Here is a 20,645-nt window from a genome sequence, read left to right as displayed (position 1 = left end):
ATGACAATAAAAAAGAGGAGGCTACTCGCCTCCTCTTTTCCTTACGCCTTCTTAACGAACTGTGATTTTAACTTCATAGCTCCGAAACCGTCGATTTTGCAATCAATATCGTGGTCTCCATCAACTAGACGAATACTCTTTACTTTCGTACCAATCTTCACAACTGAAGACGTTCCTTTTACTTTTAAATCTTTAATGACAGTAACAGCATCACCATCTTGAAGAACGTTTCCGTTCGCATCTTTTACAACTTTTGCACCATCATTATTTTCAGCTTCCGCTTCTTGGCCCCACTCATGAGCACATTCTGGACATACGAAAAGAACGCCATCCTCATACGTATATTCTGAATTACATTTTGGACAATTTGGTAAAGTAGCCATAAATTTATTTCCTCCGTTCATTATTTATACGTAAAAATCAAAATTGATGTTTACATCTCGATAAATAAAATTTGTATAGCATTTCTTTATAGTGCCACAGTCTCACGTTATTGACAAGCCTACCTCAAATTCTCATTTTTTATTGTATTTTACAAAATTTCAATTCGTATGGTGTTTCTAATAAACAAAAGAAGAATCTTTACAAGATTCTTCTTTTCAAAATAAACGGTTTCCCTCTAGAAAAACCACATATTTTCGTCAATGTAAGTTTGATATTCTTCTAATTCTTCTTCATCCAACTTTTTATTATTTACATACACTTCTTGCCATTCGAAATAATCATCAGTTAAATATACGGCGAACTTAATTTTCACATCTTTCTTTTCTTCATAATCATAACCAGTAAACTCTACTACGTCATAATCTTTTTCTTTTTTGATATACTTCCAATTTGGTTTGTCTGTAATAGTCTCTAAAACCTCTCCTTCAAGACTTAAACGAACAACATTTTTAATATTCGGTTCGGTTGGTAAATAAGCTAAACCGAAACTAGCACCAGCAAACAATACAAATACTATTACCTGCAAACCAATCATAAGCCCGATATGAGCGCCGCCTTTTGATTGTAAATAATACTCTTTCTTATACTCAGGCACATCTTCTACTTTATGTAAAATGCGTGTAACATGCTTATAATATAAACGGTTTCCTTGCCATCCGGTAAAGACCATCGTTCCAGCGTATATTATAAAATCTATCCACATTGGTATATCAATAAAAGTAGCTATAATTAAAGTAGGAATCGCTAATAGCGTAAGTATAATAAATAACTTATACATTTTACGGTAAGCTAACCAGAAGTGCGGGAAGATACATGCTACCCAATTCCACGTATTTTCTTTCTCCGGATTCTTCACTTGCCCCCATTTAAAGTCGTAATAGGCCGTATTCTTTCTCACAACCTTATGTAATTCTTGTGGAGAATTTGTTTCTTGTAAAACAGTGTCCTTCACGTACATCATCCTTCTCTTATTTCTATATAACTTTATTGTATATGCACAAAACGAAGGAATCTAACAAAAAAAGACATATATTTCACAAAAATGAACGGAAATCGAATATATTCCGACAATTACCCGTTTTTTATTTCATTTTACTTTTAAATATATTAAAATACTTTTGAATGATACATTTAATACACTAAGTTAAACATTTTGTAATAAAGAATGTTTCACATGAAACTATCCATATTTCGTATTACTTTTTCTATCTGCTACAAAATAAAAAAGACGTCCTTTTTCAAAAAGGCGTCTTTTTATAGTTGAAAATTTACTAGTAAATAAAACAAATTGTTTAATAAATGAATGCCCCATGGAACGAGTAATTTATTTATTCCCTAATAATACCCCATACCGTATTATCCTTGTTCTTCCCTACCATTTCTCTCTACACTCTTCAATCAAACTTAGCAAATACCTCTTCGTCATATCAGCCCGTCTCCAAATAGAAAGTTTCTTCTTCCCCTTTGGATTATGCCGCATGCGCTCTACTTCTTTTAATAAAGACTCCCATTCTTTCATTGAACGTCCTAACAAGTATTGCAATCCTCTATCTTTTGAAACGATTGTTTTATGATCTAACGTATATAAAATGCGTCCCATTGTAACGACAGCTGATTCTACCCATTCTTCTATGAAAAATAAATAGGGACGATTCACTTTTTCACTCCAGTAATGTTCTACGTTATATTTCATTGTATTTACTACATCATCCCATTTTATTTGAAACGGAAGGTCTTCTGCTTCTTTTCCTGTAACTGTAATGCCTTGATTTTTCAACGTCCACCATGTGACCGCATTAATGTCCCAATGACCAACATTAGCTTTACCGTCTGCACAATACACGTACTCGTTCATTTCATCATTGTATTTCCCTAAGTCAGCAAGCGGAATATACATACCGTCCATTCTTTTACCTAGCGTATTGTCACTAAGTTTCTTATGTAGTTCCACAAGCTGCTGTTTTTCAGCTTCATTCACGGAATCATTTATCACTGTAACAAAATCAACATCGCTCGTTTCCCTATGAAATGCTCCTAGCGCGATAGATCCGTAAACATATACCCCGACTATTTTTTCATCTAAAAAAATTTCTTTTAATTCTGCAATGTACTGCCCCATTAACTGTTTTACTTCTGCTGGCAGAGCATGTTTTACTCCATTCTCCACATCTATCCCTCCAATAAAAAAAGCCTTTGCTAATTTGCAAAGACTTCTTGTTTTATAAATATTTCTCGATTTCTTCGTAAACATCCTTCAAACGAGGATTTCCTTCTCCAACAATTTCTCCATTTACAAGAACGACTGGATAAAATAAATCTTCCTCCACTACGCGCTCTGCGAATGCTTTTTTATCTTCATCTTCTTGTTCTTCTTGAAAATCAATATACTCAAAATTAAATTTATTTTCTTGTCCTTCATATTTACGACCAATCGCCGCTTGTAACCATTCAAACGTTTCTGTTGAAGATGGCATTCCAACGCAGCTCGCACAAATTACCTTCGTCCCATACACTTGCACATTAACCATTTCTTCTCCCCCACTTCTTGTTCTAACAGCATATTCAGATGTCTTATTACATAAGCACATCATTTTACAAACTTACTCCATACCCCTATACTGAAAAAACACGTTATAAACATGATAAAATATTTCGACAATAAAACAAGAACAGAAAAAATAGATTTTCCCCTCTATCTTGATTATAATAAAACTGATGAAAGGAGTCGATAAAAATGGAAAACCCACATATGCAAGAACAAGTACTAGAAGTATTAGATAAATTACGTCCATTCTTACTTCGCGATGGCGGAGACGTTGAATTAGTAGACATTGAAGAAGGTATCGTAAAATTACGCCTTATGGGTGCATGCGGAAGCTGCCCAAGTTCTACAATCACACTAAAAGCTGGTATCGAGCGCGCGTTACTTGAAGAAGTACCAGGCGTTATCGAAGTAGAACAAGTATTTTAATTAAAAGCAGAAGCGGCTCGTTCAAAATGTGAGGGGGATGGAGCTTCTGACATAGAGGCGCTTTTTGCCTCGGCGGAAGAAGCGAAGCCACCGAACATTTTAGCCGCTGGAGCTGGATATTATTAAAAGCGGAAGCGGCTCGTTCAAAATCGCTTCCTAAAAAGAGACCAAAATTGGTCTCTTTTTTTGTTCAAATCGCACTTATCCTTTAACATCATAAAACAAAATTGGAAATACCTCTCAAAAAATGCGATAATTAGTACTATATAGTGAATCGTTCACACATATAAAGTAAAAAACATAGGGGGACGACACATGCCAAAAGTGGGGAACGCTTTTTTAACAATTCAAGAACTAGAAAAGAAAAAAGAATATTTATTAGGCCTTTCATCTGTTATACCGACATGGAATACAAGCTATCAATGTTTATTTAAAGAAATCCAGCAAGAATTATTGAGTAAAGTAAATGAAAAAATCGAAAGACATCAATTCATTTTACATATATGTGCAGATCAACAGGTAGGAGTATAATTTATTACATACAATTGTGGTATATAAAAAAGAGACCTCAATCGGTCTCTTTTTTATACTTTTAAGATAGCCAATCTAATTTCCTAATCCCTAACTTATCGACCGGTAAACGAAGTGATCCATAAAAATGCTTCATAAATTGTTCAGAGCGGTTCACATCGTGTAAAATTACTTCTAAGCGATCTCTATATATGCTTTTTTGTTCTTCGTTTCCAGTTTGGTAATATCGTTCGACTGTTTCAAAATAGTGGAGCGGGAACAGGAGCCTGGCGAATAATAAGCGCCAACCAAATGAGGATAGCGAATAATTACGTTCATAATCTGTAACAAATTGAACGATTGTTTGCTCCCAGTCTTTCTTTTTTTCTATCGTCATATGGCGAATCCATTCTGCTATATCTCGGCTAGGGTGATCATACACCCAATCAAAAGGAAGTTTTAGACGCTTCGTTTGCTGCCATAATAAAGGTGTAAATCGTTCTTGGCAAATTGTTGCCGCATCGGTCATTTGCGGAGTATCATCCATCTCTGTATCAACAACATATTGAATTGCATTTTCTGCAACTCCTAAGTAATACGGGAAGGATTCAATAAACAATTGATCGAATACATCTGTAGGGTGATTCATCACTTGTGATTGCCAAAACCTTTCTAATTGATCGAGCCTTTTTTCCCATAACGCTTTCCATTCACCTATGCGGCTTAATTGATCGATTTCTTCTGGAAAGAATGCACCTCGTTTATGAAATATAGAAAGCTCACTTCCCAATGACGTAGCATGTCGTTCTAACGTACGCATACCTTTTAATAAGCAGTAATTTTTTTCTTCTATCTCACTTACATAGTAGCCGTGTATAGTCGGAACGAAAGTCGCTACAGTTATATCCCCTTGCTGGTTCATATAATCACTGAGCTTTTTCATCTCTACAAGTACTTCTTCCTCCATTTCTCCAATTGGAACAAGTACATAAATTTTGTTGCGAATCCAAAAGCTTTTATAGGGGCCAAGGGGGATTAATTCTTTAACATGCATGTGATAATGCTCATAAATATGATGAATCATCGTAGTCGCCACCTATGGTTTTTCTTTATATATATGAGCTTGTGCTCGCCTTTCATTCCTATGCACATGATAAAGCAACGAAACGTATACAAATACTAAAAAGAAAAAAAGGTGATAAACATGAAAGAATCAAATCAACTACAAGAAAGAGCATTACAACTATTACAAGAACGTGGTGTAACTATTGACGACATTGCTGAACTTGTTCATTTTCTACAAAAAAAATATCATTCAAATTTAGAGATGTCAGAATGCCGTTATAACGTTGAGCGTGTACTATCAAAACGCGAAGTACAAAACGCACTTATTACTGGTATTGAACTTGATGTCCTCGCCGAAAAAGGAATGCTAAGTGAACCGTTACAAGATATCGTAAAACGTGATGAAGGCTTATACGGAATTGATGAAGTTATCGCACTTTCTATCGTTAACGTGTACGGCTCTATCGGTTTCACGAACTTTGGATATATCGATAAATTAAAACCTGGTATTTTAGAATACTTAAATGATAAATCATCTGGAAAAGTGCATACATTCCTTGACGATATCGTTGGTGGAATCGCTGCCGCTGCTTCAAGCCGTTTAGCGCACCGAGCTGAGCACTCAGAATAAAGTGTCTAGGCCGTCAGTTTCATACTGACGGCCTTTCATATTCCATAAGCATAAATTCTCTTCCACGGCTCAAAAATATAGGTCCTTTTTGAAATCCTATGTTTTTATATAGCGTAATCGCCCTTATATTAAATGTTGCTACACTAAGTCGAATGTGTTTGGACTTTAATTCTTTCGCAGCAAACACTATCCCAGCTTGAAAAAATGTTTTCCCCATGCCTTTCCCGGTTAAAGCTGGCTTCATGCCAAGTCCTATATCGACTACATTTTCTCCCGTATATAAATTAGCATCTCTTCCCCCCGGAACTTGTGCATTTTCTCCAAAGCAAAAATAGCCGATGAACTCTCCTTTATCGTCACAACAGCCATAATACGTTCCATCTAATAGCTCTTCTATTACTTCTTTCTCGCCTGAAAAACTATATAAATTATATGGTTCCTCGTACGTCCACGTATTTATCTCCATCGCTTCTTCTTCTGTTAACTTATGTATATCCATCCCTCTCGCTCCTTATCAAATATTATATATATGTACTCATTCATTTTTCACATCCACTTTCCCTTTAATCGCAATATGCATAATTACATACGCACACTCATTTCAAAAATGCTAAAATTTATTTGAATCGCTGTTGCTACACTTCTTGATTAAAGAAAAGGCGTTAAAACGGAAATTAGCGTCTTATCGACCTCAAGCAATTGACACATTTTGTCATCTAAAAAGACACTCGAAAGAGTGTCTTTTTTTCTATATCCCACAAGGACTTACTCATTCTCAAAAATAAACGCATAACATAATATAACTCTTTACACGCATGAGTCCCTTTCTAAAAGTTGTGAAGTAAATTCAAAATAAAAAAGCACTCTTGACTAGAGTGCTTTTTACTTTCAAACAAGGAGGTTACATAATATGGATAGTACTCTCATATTTAACTTCGGCATTGGTATTGTCATCATTTTATTTGTCTTCTTTGTACTTTGTATGAGCGGGGTATAGAAAGGCGATTTTTGGCGTCTTTTTATACATACATATCTATTATTTGACTATCATAACAAAAGTAACCATACTAGTTACCCCAATACAAAAAGCTACTAACATATCCACAAATAGGAGGAAAAACAATGAAACATGTAATCGTTTATGCACACCCGAATACAGAAAGCTTCAACCACGCTATTTTAGAAACGGTAAAAAGTGAATTAGAAGGAAAAGGTCATGAAGTACGTGTTCGTAATTTATACGAATTAAACTTCAACCCAGTATTAGGCGCTTCCGATTTCATCTCATTTTCTCAAGGAAATACACCAGAAGATATTAAAGAAGAACAAGAGCATATCTCTTGGGCAGATAGCATTACATTCATTTACCCAGTTTGGTGGGCGGGACTTCCTGCTATTTTAAAAGGATACGTTGACCGCGTATTTAGCCACGGCTTCGCTTATGCTTACGGTGAAAATGGTATTGAGAAGTTATTAAGCGGTAAAAAAGGCTTATTATTATCTACAATGGGAAATTCAAAAGAAGCATACACAGCAGGCGGCATGTTTGAGGCAATGAAGAAAACAGCGGATGTTGGTATTTTTGAATTTACAGGCATTGAAACACTTGAGCATACATTCTATACAAGTGTCCCTTCTGTGGATAATGATGTGCGTAAACAATATCTTGAAGAAGTGAAAGACGTAGTGAATCGTGCGTTTTAATAAAAAAACTCCGGTTATAACGACCGGAGTTTTTATTTCATCATCAATTTCGGAATATACCTTTGAAGAATGTTTTCTAATTCATTCATATCTTCCTGTCTAATAAGTAAATTCACATTGTCATTCATCTTTTCTCGTCCGCGATACAAAAATATATTTTCTTTCGGATTTTCCCATGTTGATGTTTTATAGCCCTTTAATTCTTCGTATGAATAAAAGTTCAATCCGTCTATTACACCTTTTTCATATATTTGTACACTTTTAATAAGATGGATCGCTATTAAAGTCATAAAACAACTTGCTACAGCATGAATACCTAACTGAATGAGAAACTTTTCAACTGTACCAATATCACCACTTACGTACTGAGCATATATATACATACATTGTCCGATGAAGTACGCTGGTCCAAGTAATGCAATCCAACGTCGTTTCACCCGAGGATATGTTGCAATAAGTTTTCCCACACTTTTTTTCATTTCATTTATTTTGTATATCTTCCATAGAACAAAGAACAAAACACATAATGTAAAAACAAACATAATACATGACATCCAATACACTCTTATTCCCTCCCCTTTTTTATATCACCACATATAAATTTTACATTTTATACAACTATAGTACATATGCAATTATGCATAAAAAAACAGGTAACCTCTTCCGGTTACCTGCATTTCATTACATCTTCTCAATCCACTCCGTCAAGTTATGCACAACTTGCGTCGGTTGTATTTCATATTCTGTTAACTTCTCCACAGTTGTTACTCCAGTGTGGACAAGAAGGGTATGCATGCCAGCATTTATCCCCGCTAAAATATCTGTATCGTAGTTATCCCCAACCATTAATGCTTCATCTTTTTCTATGCCAAGCACTTTTAACGCTTGTTCCATAATGATTGATTCTGGTTTTCCGATAAAGATTGGATCTACACCTGTTGATACTGCTACAACTGATGTTAATGAACCGTTACCTGGTAATAATCCGCGCTCAGTCGGAATGGCAATGTCCCCATTTGTAGAAATAAACGTTGCACCGTTTCGCACAGCAAGACACGCTTTTGCTAATTTTTCATATGTGATGTCACGGTCTAAACCGACAACAACGAAATCAGGATTTTCATCCACAAGTTCAAATCCTTTTTCCACAAGTGCATCGTGTAAGCCTTCTTCACCAATCATATATACAGTTGCATCTTGTTTACGCTCATAAATGAAGTTTGCTGTCGCCATACTCGTTGTGAATACTTGCTCGGCTTTAGCTGGAATATCGAAACGAACAAGTTTTTCTGCCACTTGTTCTGGTTTACGAGTTGAGTTATTCGTAACGAATAAATACGGAATAGCGCGCTCTCCCAATGCTTTTACGAAGTCGCTTGCTTCTTCAATTTGTTCTTCCCCGCGATACATCGTACCGTCTAAATCAATTAAGTAACCTTTATACATCGATTATGTCTCTCCTTCTATGCTAACGTTCTCATCTATCATACCACTCTTATATTACCCGCTTTTCCAAAAGAAAAAAACGCTTTACCTTAAAGCGCCCTATAACGTTCATTTTTTCTCTTTTATTTGGTAAGAACAATTACAATCGCCCACGCACATGTTCGTTAATGTCTTCACATTTGCATCCACAAATAAACGCTTATACATCTCTTTTTCATCTTCACACACTTGAGGGAATCTCTCTGCAATTTCCTTTAACGGACAGTTTTGCTTTTCAAGTATGAAAGAATTCACCCCATCTCTCTTTATTTGAACCATATAACCATGTTTCTCTTGCATACTGGCTATCTCTTGCACTTTATATGCTAAATTCTTTTGATTACTGACTCTCTTTTCTAATGTTTCTTCCATTCGCTTCGTTCTCTCTTTTAAAACGTAACGAAGTACTTTTTCATCGCCCATTCGAGCTAAATCTTCAAGCATATCAATTGCAAATTGCTTATACTCTTTTGGGAATGTATCTTCTCCCTTTTCACTTAAGCCATACAAATAAGTTGGTCTTCCGATATGTTGTCTTACCATCTTAGAATAAATAAGTCCATCTTTCTCAAGATTACTTAAATGCCTTCGGATTGCCATTTCCGTAATCTCTAAAACTTCAGCTAATTCTGCTACTGTATGCTCTCCCTTTACTTTCAACAATTGGATAATCTCTTCTTTCGTAGTGCGTGCTTCCCCCATGCTTCACCCTTCTCCCTTTTCTTTCTTGCATACAATATAAGATCCCCAAAAGGCATTCCCCGGGGATCTTATAAGCATAATTATTCTGGTACAAATGCAGATACAGGTCCTAATTCCTTTTCTAAATAACTGCGAATATTTGCTGGGTATTTCTCTACCACTGCAATATGTTTTTGAATCGTCTCATATAATTCATCATGATTCATTTGAATATAATCTTGCGTAAGCATTTTTCGAAGAAGGATCACTTCTTTCATTCCTACTCCTTCTTCTGCACTTATCACTCGCTCGTCCATTAAAATATCGATAATATCTTCATAACTTCCTGGATCGCGCATAATAAATCCATCAATCATCGCATTGCCTACATCTAATACACAATCAATCATAAGATGGGCTATGCGCTCTAATGCATAAAATTCAAACTCGGTTTCATATATCTTCTTCTCTTGAAATGTATCTGTTGCTCGTTCTAAACATACTAGCATTTGTTCTATTTTCTTTCTGTCTACAAAATACATGAATGTCACCTACCTGGAAATTAAAGCATTTACATTTTAATTGTAACGCTTTCTTCTGAAAAAATCGACAATTTTTCGAATTCACCTTTTCTCCATTATTTGTTATAGTTATACCTGTATGATTTTTGAAATTGGAGGAATGCAACCTTGGAACGTGAACTCGCACTAGAAATTGTCCGTGTAACAGAAGCAGCAGCCTTAGCATCCGCACAGTGGATGGGCCGCGGAAAGAAGAATGAAGCAGATGATGCAGCAACTACAGCTATGCGTGATATGTTCGATTCAGTAAACATGGCAGGTACAGTTGTAATTGGTGAAGGAGAACTTGATGAAGCACCGATGTTATATATTGGTGAAGAACTAGGAACAGGTAACGGTCCAGAAGTAGATATCGCCGTTGACCCGTTAGAAGGTACAAACATCGTTGCAAAAGGTCTTGCAAATGCAATGGCAGTTATCGCAATCGCAGATAAAGGAAACCTTCTTCATGCTCCTGATATGTACATGGAAAAAATCGCGGTTGGTCCAAAAGCAGCTGGTAAAATCAGCTTAGATGATCCAATTGAAAAAACAATTGAAATTGTAGCAGAAGCTAACAATAAAAAAATTCGTGATCTAACAGTTATCGTCCAAGAACGTGAACGTCATCAAGATATTATTGACCGTGTTCGCGCAAAAGGTGCACGCGTAAAATTATTTGGTGATGGAGATGTTGGTGCGTCAATCGCAACAGCACTACCTGGAACAGGTATCGACTTATTCGTAGGTGTTGGCGGAGCTCCAGAAGGCGTTATTTCTGCAGCAGCATTAAAATGCCTTGAAGGTGAAATGCAAGCTCGCTTAGTTCCAATGAATGAAGAAGAAGAAGCTCGTTGTCGTGAAATGGGATTAGAAGATCCTCGTCAACTTCTTATGTTAGATGACTTAGTAGCTGGTGATGATGCAATCTTCTCAGCAACAGGTGTTTCTGCTGGTGAGTTATTAGACGGCGTGAAATTCCTTGGCGGAGATTTAGCTGAAACATATTCTATCGTTATGCGCTACAAAACAAGAACGGTACGATTCATTAAAACGCATCACCATTTAGATCATAAACCACACTTAAACTTAGATATTTAATAAAAGGAGCCATGTGTATGGAAGAACGTTTCTTTCTGTACGACGATACAGTCGCTACAAGAACTCGTTTCGTTAGCTTTATGGGGGAAAATGAGCGTCATGATTTAGCGCTTTTATACTCCGATCGTCATTACGGTAAAACGATTGTACTCGATATGCAACGCAATAAATTCGCTATCATCGGTCCTGACGATTTAAACGAATCAGGCTACTTAGAGCACGCATTTTCTATGTCTGAAGAAATTGCAGAAGAATTACGCTCATTTTTATTTGAACTTATATAATTTATCTTAGGCACCAGCTATGTTAGCTGGTGTTTTTTTACAGTAATCATTTCGAATTTTCAATCTTTTATGGTATACTTATGAACAAATCTATTTGGATAGAAAGGACGTTATCTACGTATGCCAACATTTACTTTGTAATGGACCAGCAATTGGATAGCATTACTCTCAAAAAAGCACCGTGCTTTTTCAAGGGAGTAGTCTGCCCATTCCCATTACAAAGGAGCGTAAGGCATCTGTAGTATGATGTTTACGGAGGTTCCTCTTTGGGGGGATCTCCTTTTATTTTTGTCTACTTCTCATGTCTTCATACTACAAGACATCCAAATAGCTGTATTACGTTTCTTTGCCACTAATATAAGAGGTGAAGGAAAATGCAGAAAGTACAACTTTCTTGGAGTTTATATGAAAACGAGCAAAACACAATCGAAAAGTATTGTAAAAATTGCAGACGTACTACCCTATTTACCGATACGAATATTCGTAGGCATAACGCCAATGGAAAAAACATATACCGCTTTGCCATTTATAAATGTCCAAACGATCATACGTGGAATCAAAAACTGCGCATTTATAAATCATTTACTGATCATGTGGAAACAGTCGATATGGCTCAGCAAGACCGAACAGAATCAAGTACTACCATTTCCATTACACAATACAAAGAAAGTCATATAGCCGAAATAACAATCGTATTAGACATCGTTTTCGGTTCCCACCGAATCGATAAAGCCTTATCCACATATATTTCAGATTGGAGCCGTACACTCATTGTGGATAAAATTAAAAATGGGGATATTCAATTGAACGGACAACAAATGAAACCAAACGTATTACTTTCTGAAGGCGATTATATTTCGATTTGTTTATAAGGGGGACTCTCATGTTAAAAGTGAGAAAAGGTACGATTGATTTGTTAGAAGAATTAGATCAAATGTATACGGAATGTAAAAGAGCGCTCTTACAAAATCAAATTTATCAATGGGATGACTCATATCCTGCGCGAGAACATATTTCCTACCACTTAAAACAAGGTGAACTGTATTGTTTATTCCAAGACAAGATCCTTGTAGGTGCTGTCGTATTAAACGAATGGCAATCTCCAGAATATGCACTTATTGACTGGTCAGAAACCGACGGATGCTTTCTGATCGTCCATTCTTTCGTCATCCATCCTCTTGCCCAAGGAAAAGGATACAGCAAAGTACTTTTATCCTTTTGGGAAAATGAAGCAAGACGGATGGGTTACAAAGGAATACGCCTAGATTGCTTTACAGGTAATCCCGTTTCATTAAGCCTATATGAAAAAAACAATTACATTTGCCGAGGTGCTGTTTACTTTGAAAGTAAACAGCCTCCTCACAATTGGTATAACTGCTATGAAAAAAACCTCTTACAATCGTAAGAGGTTCTTTTTTATTTCTTCACTTTTCGTAATACAAAATGTGCACAACCGAAGTTACAGTACTCGTATAAATACTCTGATAACGTACTAATTTTCGTATCATATGTCGAACGTTGATTACTATCATCAAAGAAACCGCGCAATCTAAGTTGCTCATAACCCCAGTCCCCAACGATATAATCATATTTATTTAAAATTTCTGCATAGCGCTCTTTAAATGCTTCTTCACTAAAACCATCACGAAAGTTTTTAATTACTTCGTACTGAACATTATTAACGCTCACCGTAGCATGAATCTCTTGCTTTTGCTCCATCATTAACTTCCTCTCTAAGCATTCTTCTTTTTATCGTATCACAAAGCATAACAACCAACAATTTCAAATACAAAAAATTGAAAATTAGTGCATGCTATGGAGAAGGAGGTGATACATCGTGAAAAAGCAAATTATACTCTCTCTTCTCACTCTTTCCTTATTTGCAGGTTGCCAATCAAATAATAAAGCTGAAATGGAGCGCGAAGAAGGTAGTCGTGTTCTTGTTTCCAATAAAAACGACATGTATCATACGGAAAATACCAATACACGATTAACAAGAGTCGGTTATTCTTCTAAACAAAAGCAAGAAGTATCTAACAAACAAGTAGGAGCCATTAACCGTGAGAAAGTTGCTGAAATGATTACAAGCATGACTGTCAAACTTCCTGACGTCACCAACGCCGCTACACTCGTTACCGATGATGAAGTGTTCGTTGTATACCGTGCAAACACAACGGATCAGAAACTCGTAGCAGATCAAGTATATAAAACCGCCTTGTCCATCGTCCCTCGCTATTATAAAGCATATGTATCGACAGACCAAAAGTTGATTTCTCAAATTCAAGGTCTTCAATCAGGTAGCTTAAACGATAAAGAATATGAACAAAGTCTTGATATGCTAAAACGTGAAATGAGCAATAATCCTCATTTGAACAATACGGAGAATCAAACTTTAAATAATATGATTAAAAAATAAAAGGTGGAGAAAACCTCCACCTTTTTTACTATTTCTTACGATCCGCATAAACCTCCATCGCATCACACATAAATTGCGCTAAACCTTCACCAAACTTATCGATATTTTTCGTGAAGCGCTCATCAGCGACGTACATTTGACCTAATCCCTTAAAAGCATCTAACGAATAGTGACCGAAGTTTTGCAAGTAATCGTACCATACTCCAATTGCTTTTTGCGCCTCTTTAGAATCAGGTGCGCCGTGTCTAAGCGCCGCTAAATTTCTATAAATAGTATTAAACTCTTCTTGTTTCTCTTTTGACATACCTTTTGCAGAATCATTCGCTTTATCTACAGCTGTATCCCCCCATCTTTCACGTGCTTCTTCTTCATATGGGTTATGGCTGAAATCGAATCCTTCAAATTTCTCTTTGTTCGTCATTTCAATCTCTCCTTTTGTATGCTGAATAGTTTTATCAATCGTCGCAATCACTTTATCTAATCTGGCTCGCTTTTCAAGAAGCATTTTCTTATGAAGCTCTAGTGCCTCTTCACGATCAAATGATGGACTCATGATAATTTCTTTTATTTTCTTCAAAGGGAAGCCAAGCTCTTTAAAAAACAATATTTGCTGCAATGTCTCTAAATTTTCATTGGAATACAGACGATATCCAGACTCTGTCGTCTCGTCTGGGGTTAACAACCCAATTTCATCATAATGATGCAGTGTGCGCACACTAATTCCAACTAAACTAGCTACTTCTTTTACCCTCATTGTCATTTGTATCTCCCCCTTAGTACATACGATAAAGTATGACGCAACGTTAGAGTCAATAAGTAAATTCATTTTATCCCGCTATTTGCTGGGCGGTAAACTCTCACCTAAAAATTCGGCGAATGCGAGGCAGTTAGGTGGGAGATAACTTCCCGTAAAGCTCGATTGGTGAAGCTAATAATCGGTGGGGAATGGACAAAACTCCCACTGATTAAAATTTCACTTTATCTCTAAAAGTTTCATCTCTCCTATATTTCATGCATAATAGATATGTACATATATTAGAAAGCGGTGAAAGTATGGTTTCAAATACGGTAATTGCCAGTATCACAATTCAGCTTGTGCTTTCGGTTCTGGTACCAATTATTGCGCTCGTTTATTTTCGTAAAAAATATCATATTAATTGGAAGGTTGTTGGAGTTGGTGTCCTTATCTTTATCGGATTCACCCAAATTCTCGAAACACCATTCCACCTATTTATGCGCGGAAATCCAGCGATAGCTCCATTTTTAGAAAACCCATTTATTTTTGCAATATATGGCGGATTAACAGCTGGTATTTTTGAAGAATTAGGACGCTTCGTTGCCTTTTACTACTTACTGAAAAAATATCAAGAATATAAAGACGGTTTCGCTTACGGACTTGGTCATGGCGGAATAGAGTCCATTTTAATCGGTGGATTCTCTGCTTTGCAAGCACTTATATTTGCGAATTCAATTAACAACGGTAGCTTCGCTCAAATGGTTGAAAAAATGCCAGAGCTTGGTCGTCTACAGGACATGTTAATTCAGCAGCCTGCTTATTTATACCTCCTTGGTAGCCTAGAAAGAATTATGGCACTAGTACTGCAAATCGCCTTTACAATGCTTGTCTTATACGCAGTCAAACAGAAGAAATATATCTTCCTTGTGTACGCTATATTATTCCACGCATTTGTAGACTTTTTCGCGGCACTGTATCAAACAAAAACAATCAATATCTTTGTTGCGGAAGGAATTACACTTCTCTGTACAATTGGCGCTGTCGTTCTGATTCGTAAAATGAAAGAGAAATTAATGAGTGTGCCGGAGTAAAAAATAAACCACCAAAATTGGTGGTTTATTTTTTATAAGAATCATCACAATGATGATAACTTTTTCCTCCTTGCAGCTCCCTTTTTGTTTCTGCATCTATAACGATATATTTATGCAACTCCTCTGCTTCATTTTGAGAAAAAGAAGCGAAAAAGTATACTTGGCGATCAGGATGAATAAACGAATCTTGAAGTACCAATCTACTACGACAGCCGACAGCTGTTTTTTGCTGGAAGATAAATGTCTCATCGGCCACTTCTTTAAATGATATTTTTTTCCGAACGCTGTATGCTGCATTTTTATATTCCTTATAGATTTTTTTATCTAACTGTTTATAAAACACATCCCCACTAACGAATGATTTATTTTGATTGCTCGGGTATTCTAATTTTTGATTAGATTCTGCATATGTTGTGGATAATTGCACAAGAAAACAAATACTGAATACAATACATATCATTTTTTCATAATTGCACCTCAACTTTTCATTATCCACATTACTTTTCCACATACTTAAATCACTATGCCCTTTCCAAGAAAAAGGAATTTTTTCCACATTTGTCGAAGTATATAGCGTCAACTTGAAAGATGGGGATGAATTATGAAGAAAATTATTGTAATACGACACTGTTCAGCAACGGGCCAAGAACGTGATGCCGAATTAACGGTTACCGGAAAAAATCAAGCAAACATCCTTGCTACATTCCTCTTAGAAAATCATCTACAAATAGATCATATTATTTCAAGCCCATTTGTCCGAGCTATCGATTCCATTCGGCCCTATGCGCTCCAAACTAAACTATCTATCCAAGAAGATGAACGGTTAGCCGAGCGAGTATTAAGCGATGCTCCAATGGATGATTGGATGCAAAAACTAGAATCTACTTTTACAAATATAGATATTGCCTTCTCAGGCGGAGAGTCAACAAAACAAGCGATGGATCGCGCCATATCGCTTATTCAAGACATTTTAAAACTGGAGCATGACACAACATTACTCATTACACATGGAAACTTACTTACACTAATTTTAAAGCACTTCGATTCTACCATCGGCTTTAGTGAATGGAAAACCTTAACGAATCCTGATATGTACGAAATCACAATCGATGAGCACTATATCATAAAACGATTATGGAACGAATCATCCAAGTAATATCCCTTTCCAAAACATTCAGTTGACGCCGCGAGAAGAGACTGTACCAACAATAGAAAGGGGTATCACTCCATATGTACGAAGACGTACTTGCTTTACTACATAAAACAAATGTTTCTTACGAAAAGTTTGAACACGAGCCGGTACTCGATTATGAGACAGATCGTATCGTGCGTGAAAGGCTTGGCTTACAAGGTACTCCAAGTAAAAGCTTATTTTTAAAATCAAAATCTGGAAATTATTACGTATTTTTTACGTTAGAGGGAACTCTGCTTGACCAAGGAGAGATGAAAAAAATAACTGGGGAACACTTATCGCTCTATTCTCCTGATGAATTAAGAATGGAAATTGGTTGTACTCCAGGATGTGTAGCTCCTTTCGGTTATTCACAAGATGTAACGATTATTGTGGACAGTTCCATTTATACGTATACTAAAATTTTAATTACACCTGGTGTACCTGAATTTACAATTGAATTATCCACAGAAGAATTAAAAAAGATTTTATTAACATGCCCAAATACCGTTTTAGAGTACAAACAAAAAGAGAGCTAATGATTAGCTCTCTTTTTTCATTATTTCGCTTCTGCTGTTTTTTCTTTTGCAGAACGTACTTGCTCGTCCGCATGGTAAGAAGAACGCACAAGTGGGCCAGCTTCACAGTGGCTAAATCCTTTGCTAAGTGCAATTTCTTTTAGCTCTGCAAATTCTGCTGGTGGGTAATATTTAAGAACTGGTAAATGCTTCTTAGATGGTTGTAGGTATTGTCCAAGAGTTAAAATATCTACATTGTTTGCACGTAAGTCATCCATTGCTTCAATTAAATCTTCTCTTGTTTCACCTAAGCCCACCATAATGCTCGATTTAGTTGGGATATCAGGCTGCATTTCTTTTGCTCGACGTAAAAACTCTAATGAACGGTCATATTTTGCTCTAGCGCGAACTCGGTCAGATAATCGACGTACCGTTTCAATGTTATGGTTTAAAATATCTGGTTTTGCATCCATTAACATTTTTAAGTTTTCTTCTACCCCACCCATATCAGATGGTAATACTTCGATAGACGTGAATGGATTTTTACGACGTACAGCGCGTACTGTTTCAGCAAAAACAGCTGCTCCGCCGTCTTTTAAATCATCACGTGCAACCGCTGTTATAACAACGTGCTTTAAGCCCATTTGTACTACTGAATCTGCTACGCGTTCTGGTTCTTGTAAATCAAGCTCATTTGGTAAGCCTGTTTTAACTGCACAAAAACGACAAGCACGTGTACAAACCGCACCTAAAATCATAAATGTTGCTGTTTTCCTTACAGCCCAGCACTCATGAATATTCGGACATTTCGCCTCTTCACAAACGGTATGAAGATTCTTAGAACGCATCATTTTCTTTAAGCCTGTATAGTTTTCATTCGTGTTTAACTTAATTTTCAACCATTCGGGCTTGCGCTTATATTCTGTTTGTTTTGTCATGGTTATCAACTCCGCACAATATGAAATAGTTTACCGTGTTCGCTTCTTTCAATGTAACATATCTATTCTAACGTATGAAAGCGATTTGCTCAAATGAAGATTCTAAGATTTTTTCCAATCGTTCCCTATAATGAAATACTCCGTATATCCCACACTAAAAAGAGTGATGTTGTGAAAGGAGTCTATTTCATGCTTCGAAAAATTTCTCTTTTGCTTTCGATTTGCTTTCTTCTCCACCAAAACATCGCTTACGGTGAAGATAATCAGCAAAGCATATATGAAAAGCGCATGGCACTATATAAAGAAACAGAGCAATCTTCAGGCATTCCTTGGTATTACTTAGCTGCAATGGATCAATACGAAAGAAATATACGGAGCGTAAGAAAAGATATTCCAAAAAAACCAGATGCCATCATTTCCCTTTATTTCAAACCAGAAATATGGGCTGGACCTGTTAATAGTAACGATACTCTGCCCCATACAATTTCTCTATTTGGCGGAATGGGTTTAGATGGTGATAAAGATGGATTTGCAAATGCAAATAACGACCGTGATCTTCTGCACACCGCAGCGACTATTTTAAAGAAACAAGGAACGTCAGAAGACCGTATTAAAATTATGCTTTGGGAATATTATAGACGTGCGAAAACAGTTGATTTAATTACCGAATACGCCCAAATCTATAAACAGTTTGGACGTATTAATTTGGAAGGAAATGCTTTCCCTCTTCCAATTCGTAGTGACCACAGCTACCGTAGTACTTTTGGTGCTGGTAGAAGCTTTGGCGGAAGACGTATTCATGAAGGAACCGATATTTTCGCCAGATATGGCGTGCCAGTAAGATCCACTTGCTATGGCATTATTGAAACGAAAGGCTGGAATCGTCTTGGTGGATGGCGCATCGGCATTCGCGACCTTCATAACAATTACCATTATTACGCTCACTTAGGTGGGTTCTCAAAAGAAATACAGCTCGGACAAATTGTCGAGCCAGGAAAAGTAATCGGATTTGTTGGTAGCACCGGATACGGCCCTCCTGGTACAGCGGGAAAATTTCCGCCCCACTTACATTTCGGCATGTATAAAGACAATGGTTATACAGAATGGGCTTTCGATCCATATATGCATTTAAGTTTGTGGGAACGAAAAGAACGAGCGAATACAAAACGATAACCGTAGCATATTGCTACGGTTATTTTTTATATACAGCTAACTATCTGTTTTCTTTTTATCCGGTACAACAACACTTCCGCTTCCGTAATAAGTTGGCACTTCCCCTTGCACGATACGCGTTGCAATTGGGACATCTTTCTTCACCGTTATTTCTTTCGTATGAAATGGAATAATCACCTGCAATGTTACTTCCATCTCCATAACAATTTGAATGGCTGTCGTATTGATCCCGTGCGGCTCAATCTTTTGTTTTATATCCGTATTCACATGACCAATTGTAGTGAAGTCAATTGGAATATCTGGCCCTATATTTCCAAGAAGCGCATTATCCGTTACACGCCCAAAAGGAACTGCCATAGTCGCTCCGTTTTTCTCAGAAAGACCTAGTTCTTTCAAATTTCCTTGTTCTACTTGCTGTAAATATTTTTCTATGTATGTGGTCGTTGATGTGACGATTTCATTTACTTGCTTTGTATTTAAATTAATTGTGGATACTTTCCCGTTTTTATCATTTTGTACTTTCATTAATGAATCAACATCGAAGCCTTCATTAATTCTGTCTTTTACCGCCTTCGTCATAACCGCTGTTGCCATTTTATGCGTCTCTACTTCCCCATATTTAATCAAGGTCGGCTGAATGCTGCTATTCACAATCCATACTCCTTGCACAAGTAATATGACAAAAAGAATAAACGACATAAGCAGTATGTACCGAAAGGAAATAGGCCCCCTTCGAAACCGCGAATTTCTCAAGCGAAATATACTCATAAAAAAAACCTCCTTCTTATATCATTTCTATGCAAGAAGGAGGGACGATATATGCTTATCTCATTTTTAATAATGCTTCTTTTCCAATCGTTCCTACTGGAATGCCTAACGCTTCCGCTCCAGTCGTTACCGATTCTAATGGTGCTTCAAGAAGTTGCTCAATCGTTCTTACACCAACCGCACGACCAGCAATAATACCTCGATCACCTAACTTCTCATTTAAAAGACCTACATCTAATGCACCACACATAATATATCCTTTATCGCTCATTACAGCTAGCAAATTTGTCTTTGGAAGTTTGACGCTAACCGCAATAAACGTATAGTTATCAATTATAATTGGCTCTACATTAACCATAGTTCACACTCCTCTCTTTCTTATCTGTATGACAAGAGAA

At 36.6% G+C, this 20,645-nt stretch carries 29 protein-coding genes and 1 pseudogene; 13 read left to right on the top strand and 17 right to left on the bottom strand.

Translation table 11 applies throughout. The annotated features are described in order from the left end of the window. Window positions 1-41 precede the first annotated feature (41 nt). The 5 genes and pseudogenes from phnA to COC96_RS24625 form a co-directional block, all read right to left on the bottom strand. Window positions 42-383, bottom strand: a complete 342-nt coding sequence (gene phnA / locus COC96_RS24640; RefSeq protein WP_000212737.1) for an alkylphosphonate utilization operon protein PhnA — start codon at window positions 381-383, stop codon at window positions 42-44. 236 nt (window positions 384-619) lie between these two features. Beyond that, the gene (locus COC96_RS24635; RefSeq protein ID WP_098769561.1) at window positions 620-1,402 is read right to left on the bottom strand and encodes a DUF2628 domain-containing protein; all 783 of its coding nucleotides are present in this window, start codon (window positions 1,400-1,402) and stop codon (window positions 620-622) included. 296 nt (window positions 1,403-1,698) lie between these two features. After that, window positions 1,699-1,773, bottom strand: a pseudogene (locus COC96_RS27350) (CPBP family intramembrane glutamate endopeptidase); the annotation flags it as partial. 43 nt (window positions 1,774-1,816) lie between these two features. Further along, window positions 1,817-2,695, bottom strand: a complete 879-nt coding sequence (locus tag COC96_RS24630; RefSeq protein ID WP_098769559.1) for a nucleotidyltransferase domain-containing protein — start codon at window positions 2,693-2,695, stop codon at window positions 1,817-1,819. Beyond that, complete coding sequence (locus tag COC96_RS24625) at window positions 2,664-2,972, bottom strand: YuzD family protein (protein WP_000248590.1); 309 nt, start codon at window positions 2,970-2,972, stop codon at window positions 2,664-2,666. Before COC96_RS24625 ends, COC96_RS24630 begins: the two co-directional genes overlap by 32 nt. A gap of 206 nt (window positions 2,973-3,178) precedes the next feature. Between COC96_RS24625 and COC96_RS24620 the strand changes: the two genes are divergently transcribed. Both COC96_RS24620 and COC96_RS24615 read left to right on the top strand, forming a co-directional pair. Continuing rightward, a complete protein-coding gene (locus COC96_RS24620; protein WP_000431159.1) occupies window positions 3,179-3,415 on the top strand; it encodes a NifU family protein in 237 nt (78 codons plus the stop codon). A 315-nt stretch (window positions 3,416-3,730) separates the two neighbouring features. Next, window positions 3,731-3,946 carry a carbonic anhydrase gene (locus COC96_RS24615; RefSeq protein ID WP_098268385.1) on the top strand — a complete coding sequence of 72 codons (216 nt, stop codon included), beginning with the start codon at window positions 3,731-3,733 and terminating at the stop codon, window positions 3,944-3,946. Between the two features lie 61 nt (window positions 3,947-4,007). Here the strand turns inward: COC96_RS24615 and yutH are convergent, their stop codons facing one another. Further along, window positions 4,008-5,009: a spore coat putative kinase YutH gene (gene yutH, locus COC96_RS24610; RefSeq protein ID WP_098268384.1), complete on the bottom strand. Its 1,002-nt coding sequence runs from the start codon at window positions 5,007-5,009 to the stop codon at window positions 4,008-4,010. A gap of 120 nt (window positions 5,010-5,129) precedes the next feature. On the opposite strand from yutH, the gene COC96_RS24605 reads away from it, so the two are divergent. Next, window positions 5,130-5,621: a phosphatidylglycerophosphatase A family protein gene (locus COC96_RS24605; RefSeq protein WP_097904277.1), complete on the top strand. Its 492-nt coding sequence runs from the start codon at window positions 5,130-5,132 to the stop codon at window positions 5,619-5,621. Between the two features lie 19 nt (window positions 5,622-5,640). Here COC96_RS24605 and COC96_RS24600 read toward each other — a convergent pair whose 3' ends face one another. Next, window positions 5,641-6,120, bottom strand: a complete 480-nt coding sequence (locus COC96_RS24600) for a GNAT family N-acetyltransferase (protein ID WP_098268383.1) — start codon at window positions 6,118-6,120, stop codon at window positions 5,641-5,643. 623 nt (window positions 6,121-6,743) lie between these two features. Between COC96_RS24600 and COC96_RS24590 the strand changes: the two genes are divergently transcribed. Beyond that, window positions 6,744-7,325, top strand: coding sequence for an NAD(P)H-dependent oxidoreductase (locus tag COC96_RS24590; protein WP_098268382.1), 582 nt, complete (start codon window positions 6,744-6,746; stop codon window positions 7,323-7,325). Between the two features lie 32 nt (window positions 7,326-7,357). On the opposite strand, the gene COC96_RS24585 is transcribed toward COC96_RS24590, so the two are convergent. From COC96_RS24585 to COC96_RS24570, 4 genes are all read right to left on the bottom strand, one after another. After that, window positions 7,358-7,888: an iron ABC transporter substrate-binding protein gene (locus tag COC96_RS24585; protein WP_098268381.1), complete on the bottom strand. Its 531-nt coding sequence runs from the start codon at window positions 7,886-7,888 to the stop codon at window positions 7,358-7,360. Window positions 7,889-8,006: 118 nt separating this feature from the next. Continuing rightward, complete coding sequence (locus tag COC96_RS24580; protein WP_098268380.1) at window positions 8,007-8,771, bottom strand: TIGR01457 family HAD-type hydrolase; 765 nt, start codon at window positions 8,769-8,771, stop codon at window positions 8,007-8,009. Between the two features lie 108 nt (window positions 8,772-8,879). Beyond that, entirely contained in the window at window positions 8,880-9,512 is a 633-nt protein-coding gene (locus COC96_RS24575; RefSeq protein WP_098268379.1) for a helix-turn-helix transcriptional regulator, read from the bottom strand. 80 nt (window positions 9,513-9,592) lie between these two features. Then, window positions 9,593-10,033 (bottom strand): DUF86 domain-containing protein, encoded by a 441-nt coding sequence (locus COC96_RS24570; protein ID WP_098268378.1) that lies wholly within the window; start codon window positions 10,031-10,033, stop codon window positions 9,593-9,595. A 147-nt stretch (window positions 10,034-10,180) separates the two neighbouring features. Between COC96_RS24570 and glpX the strand changes: the two genes are divergently transcribed. The 4 genes from glpX to COC96_RS24545 all read left to right on the top strand — a co-directional run bounded on the left by glpX (window position 10,181) and on the right by COC96_RS24545 (window position 12,841). Further along, window positions 10,181-11,152: a class II fructose-bisphosphatase gene (gene glpX / locus COC96_RS24565; RefSeq protein ID WP_098268377.1), complete on the top strand. Its 972-nt coding sequence runs from the start codon at window positions 10,181-10,183 to the stop codon at window positions 11,150-11,152. A 17-nt stretch (window positions 11,153-11,169) separates the two neighbouring features. Next, a complete protein-coding gene (locus COC96_RS24560) occupies window positions 11,170-11,436 on the top strand; it encodes a DUF3055 domain-containing protein (protein WP_097904267.1) in 267 nt (88 codons plus the stop codon). Between the two features lie 374 nt (window positions 11,437-11,810). Then, entirely contained in the window at window positions 11,811-12,308 is a 498-nt protein-coding gene (locus COC96_RS24550) for a cytoplasmic protein (RefSeq protein WP_098268375.1), read from the top strand. A gap of 11 nt (window positions 12,309-12,319) precedes the next feature. Further along, on the top strand, window positions 12,320-12,841 hold the full coding sequence (locus COC96_RS24545) for a GNAT family N-acetyltransferase (protein WP_098268374.1): 522 nt from the start codon (window positions 12,320-12,322) through the stop codon (window positions 12,839-12,841). Window positions 12,842-12,852: 11 nt separating this feature from the next. Here COC96_RS24545 and COC96_RS24540 read toward each other — a convergent pair whose 3' ends face one another. After that, complete coding sequence (locus tag COC96_RS24540; protein ID WP_002174050.1) at window positions 12,853-13,155, bottom strand: YutD family protein; 303 nt, start codon at window positions 13,153-13,155, stop codon at window positions 12,853-12,855. Window positions 13,156-13,273: 118 nt separating this feature from the next. Between COC96_RS24540 and COC96_RS24535 the strand changes: the two genes are divergently transcribed. Then, complete coding sequence (locus COC96_RS24535) at window positions 13,274-13,852, top strand: YhcN/YlaJ family sporulation lipoprotein (protein ID WP_098769558.1); 579 nt, start codon at window positions 13,274-13,276, stop codon at window positions 13,850-13,852. A 28-nt stretch (window positions 13,853-13,880) separates the two neighbouring features. On the opposite strand, the gene COC96_RS24530 is transcribed toward COC96_RS24535, so the two are convergent. After that, window positions 13,881-14,612: a MerR family transcriptional regulator gene (locus COC96_RS24530; RefSeq protein ID WP_098769556.1), complete on the bottom strand. Its 732-nt coding sequence runs from the start codon at window positions 14,610-14,612 to the stop codon at window positions 13,881-13,883. A 251-nt stretch (window positions 14,613-14,863) separates the two neighbouring features. Here COC96_RS24530 and COC96_RS24525 point away from each other — a divergent pair, with 251 nt between their 5' ends. Then, window positions 14,864-15,679, top strand: a complete 816-nt coding sequence (locus COC96_RS24525) for a YhfC family intramembrane metalloprotease (RefSeq protein ID WP_141535909.1) — start codon at window positions 14,864-14,866, stop codon at window positions 15,677-15,679. Between the two features lie 25 nt (window positions 15,680-15,704). Here the strand turns inward: COC96_RS24525 and COC96_RS24520 are convergent, their stop codons facing one another. After that, window positions 15,705-16,139 (bottom strand): hypothetical protein, encoded by a 435-nt coding sequence (locus COC96_RS24520; protein WP_098268425.1) that lies wholly within the window; start codon window positions 16,137-16,139, stop codon window positions 15,705-15,707. 141 nt (window positions 16,140-16,280) lie between these two features. Here COC96_RS24520 and COC96_RS24515 point away from each other — a divergent pair, with 141 nt between their 5' ends. Both COC96_RS24515 and COC96_RS24510 read left to right on the top strand, forming a co-directional pair. Beyond that, complete coding sequence (locus COC96_RS24515) at window positions 16,281-16,835, top strand: histidine phosphatase family protein (RefSeq protein WP_097904261.1); 555 nt, start codon at window positions 16,281-16,283, stop codon at window positions 16,833-16,835. 74 nt (window positions 16,836-16,909) lie between these two features. Beyond that, window positions 16,910-17,389, top strand: a complete 480-nt coding sequence (locus COC96_RS24510; protein ID WP_098769552.1) for a YbaK/EbsC family protein — start codon at window positions 16,910-16,912, stop codon at window positions 17,387-17,389. Between the two features lie 20 nt (window positions 17,390-17,409). On the opposite strand, the gene lipA is transcribed toward COC96_RS24510, so the two are convergent. Further along, window positions 17,410-18,306, bottom strand: a complete 897-nt coding sequence (lipA, locus tag COC96_RS24505) for a lipoyl synthase (RefSeq protein WP_098268368.1) — start codon at window positions 18,304-18,306, stop codon at window positions 17,410-17,412. 189 nt (window positions 18,307-18,495) lie between these two features. Between lipA and COC96_RS24500 the strand changes: the two genes are divergently transcribed. Beyond that, window positions 18,496-19,479, top strand: a complete 984-nt coding sequence (locus tag COC96_RS24500) for a M23 family metallopeptidase (RefSeq protein ID WP_098268367.1) — start codon at window positions 18,496-18,498, stop codon at window positions 19,477-19,479. Window positions 19,480-19,515: 36 nt separating this feature from the next. On the opposite strand, the gene yunB is transcribed toward COC96_RS24500, so the two are convergent. Both yunB and COC96_RS24490 read right to left on the bottom strand, forming a co-directional pair. After that, the gene (gene yunB / locus COC96_RS24495) at window positions 19,516-20,247 is read right to left on the bottom strand and encodes a sporulation protein YunB (RefSeq protein ID WP_098268366.1); all 732 of its coding nucleotides are present in this window, start codon (window positions 20,245-20,247) and stop codon (window positions 19,516-19,518) included. 55 nt (window positions 20,248-20,302) lie between these two features. Continuing rightward, window positions 20,303-20,605: a YunC family protein gene (locus COC96_RS24490; protein WP_000248467.1), complete on the bottom strand. Its 303-nt coding sequence runs from the start codon at window positions 20,603-20,605 to the stop codon at window positions 20,303-20,305. Window positions 20,606-20,645: the final 40 nt, after the last annotated feature.

The sequence above is a fragment of the Bacillus cereus genome, from assembly GCF_002577405.1.
GTDB lineage: Bacteria > Bacillota > Bacilli > Bacillales > Bacillaceae_G > Bacillus_A > Bacillus_A cereus_AU.
This window is presented reverse-complemented; position numbering and strand designations above follow the sequence as displayed.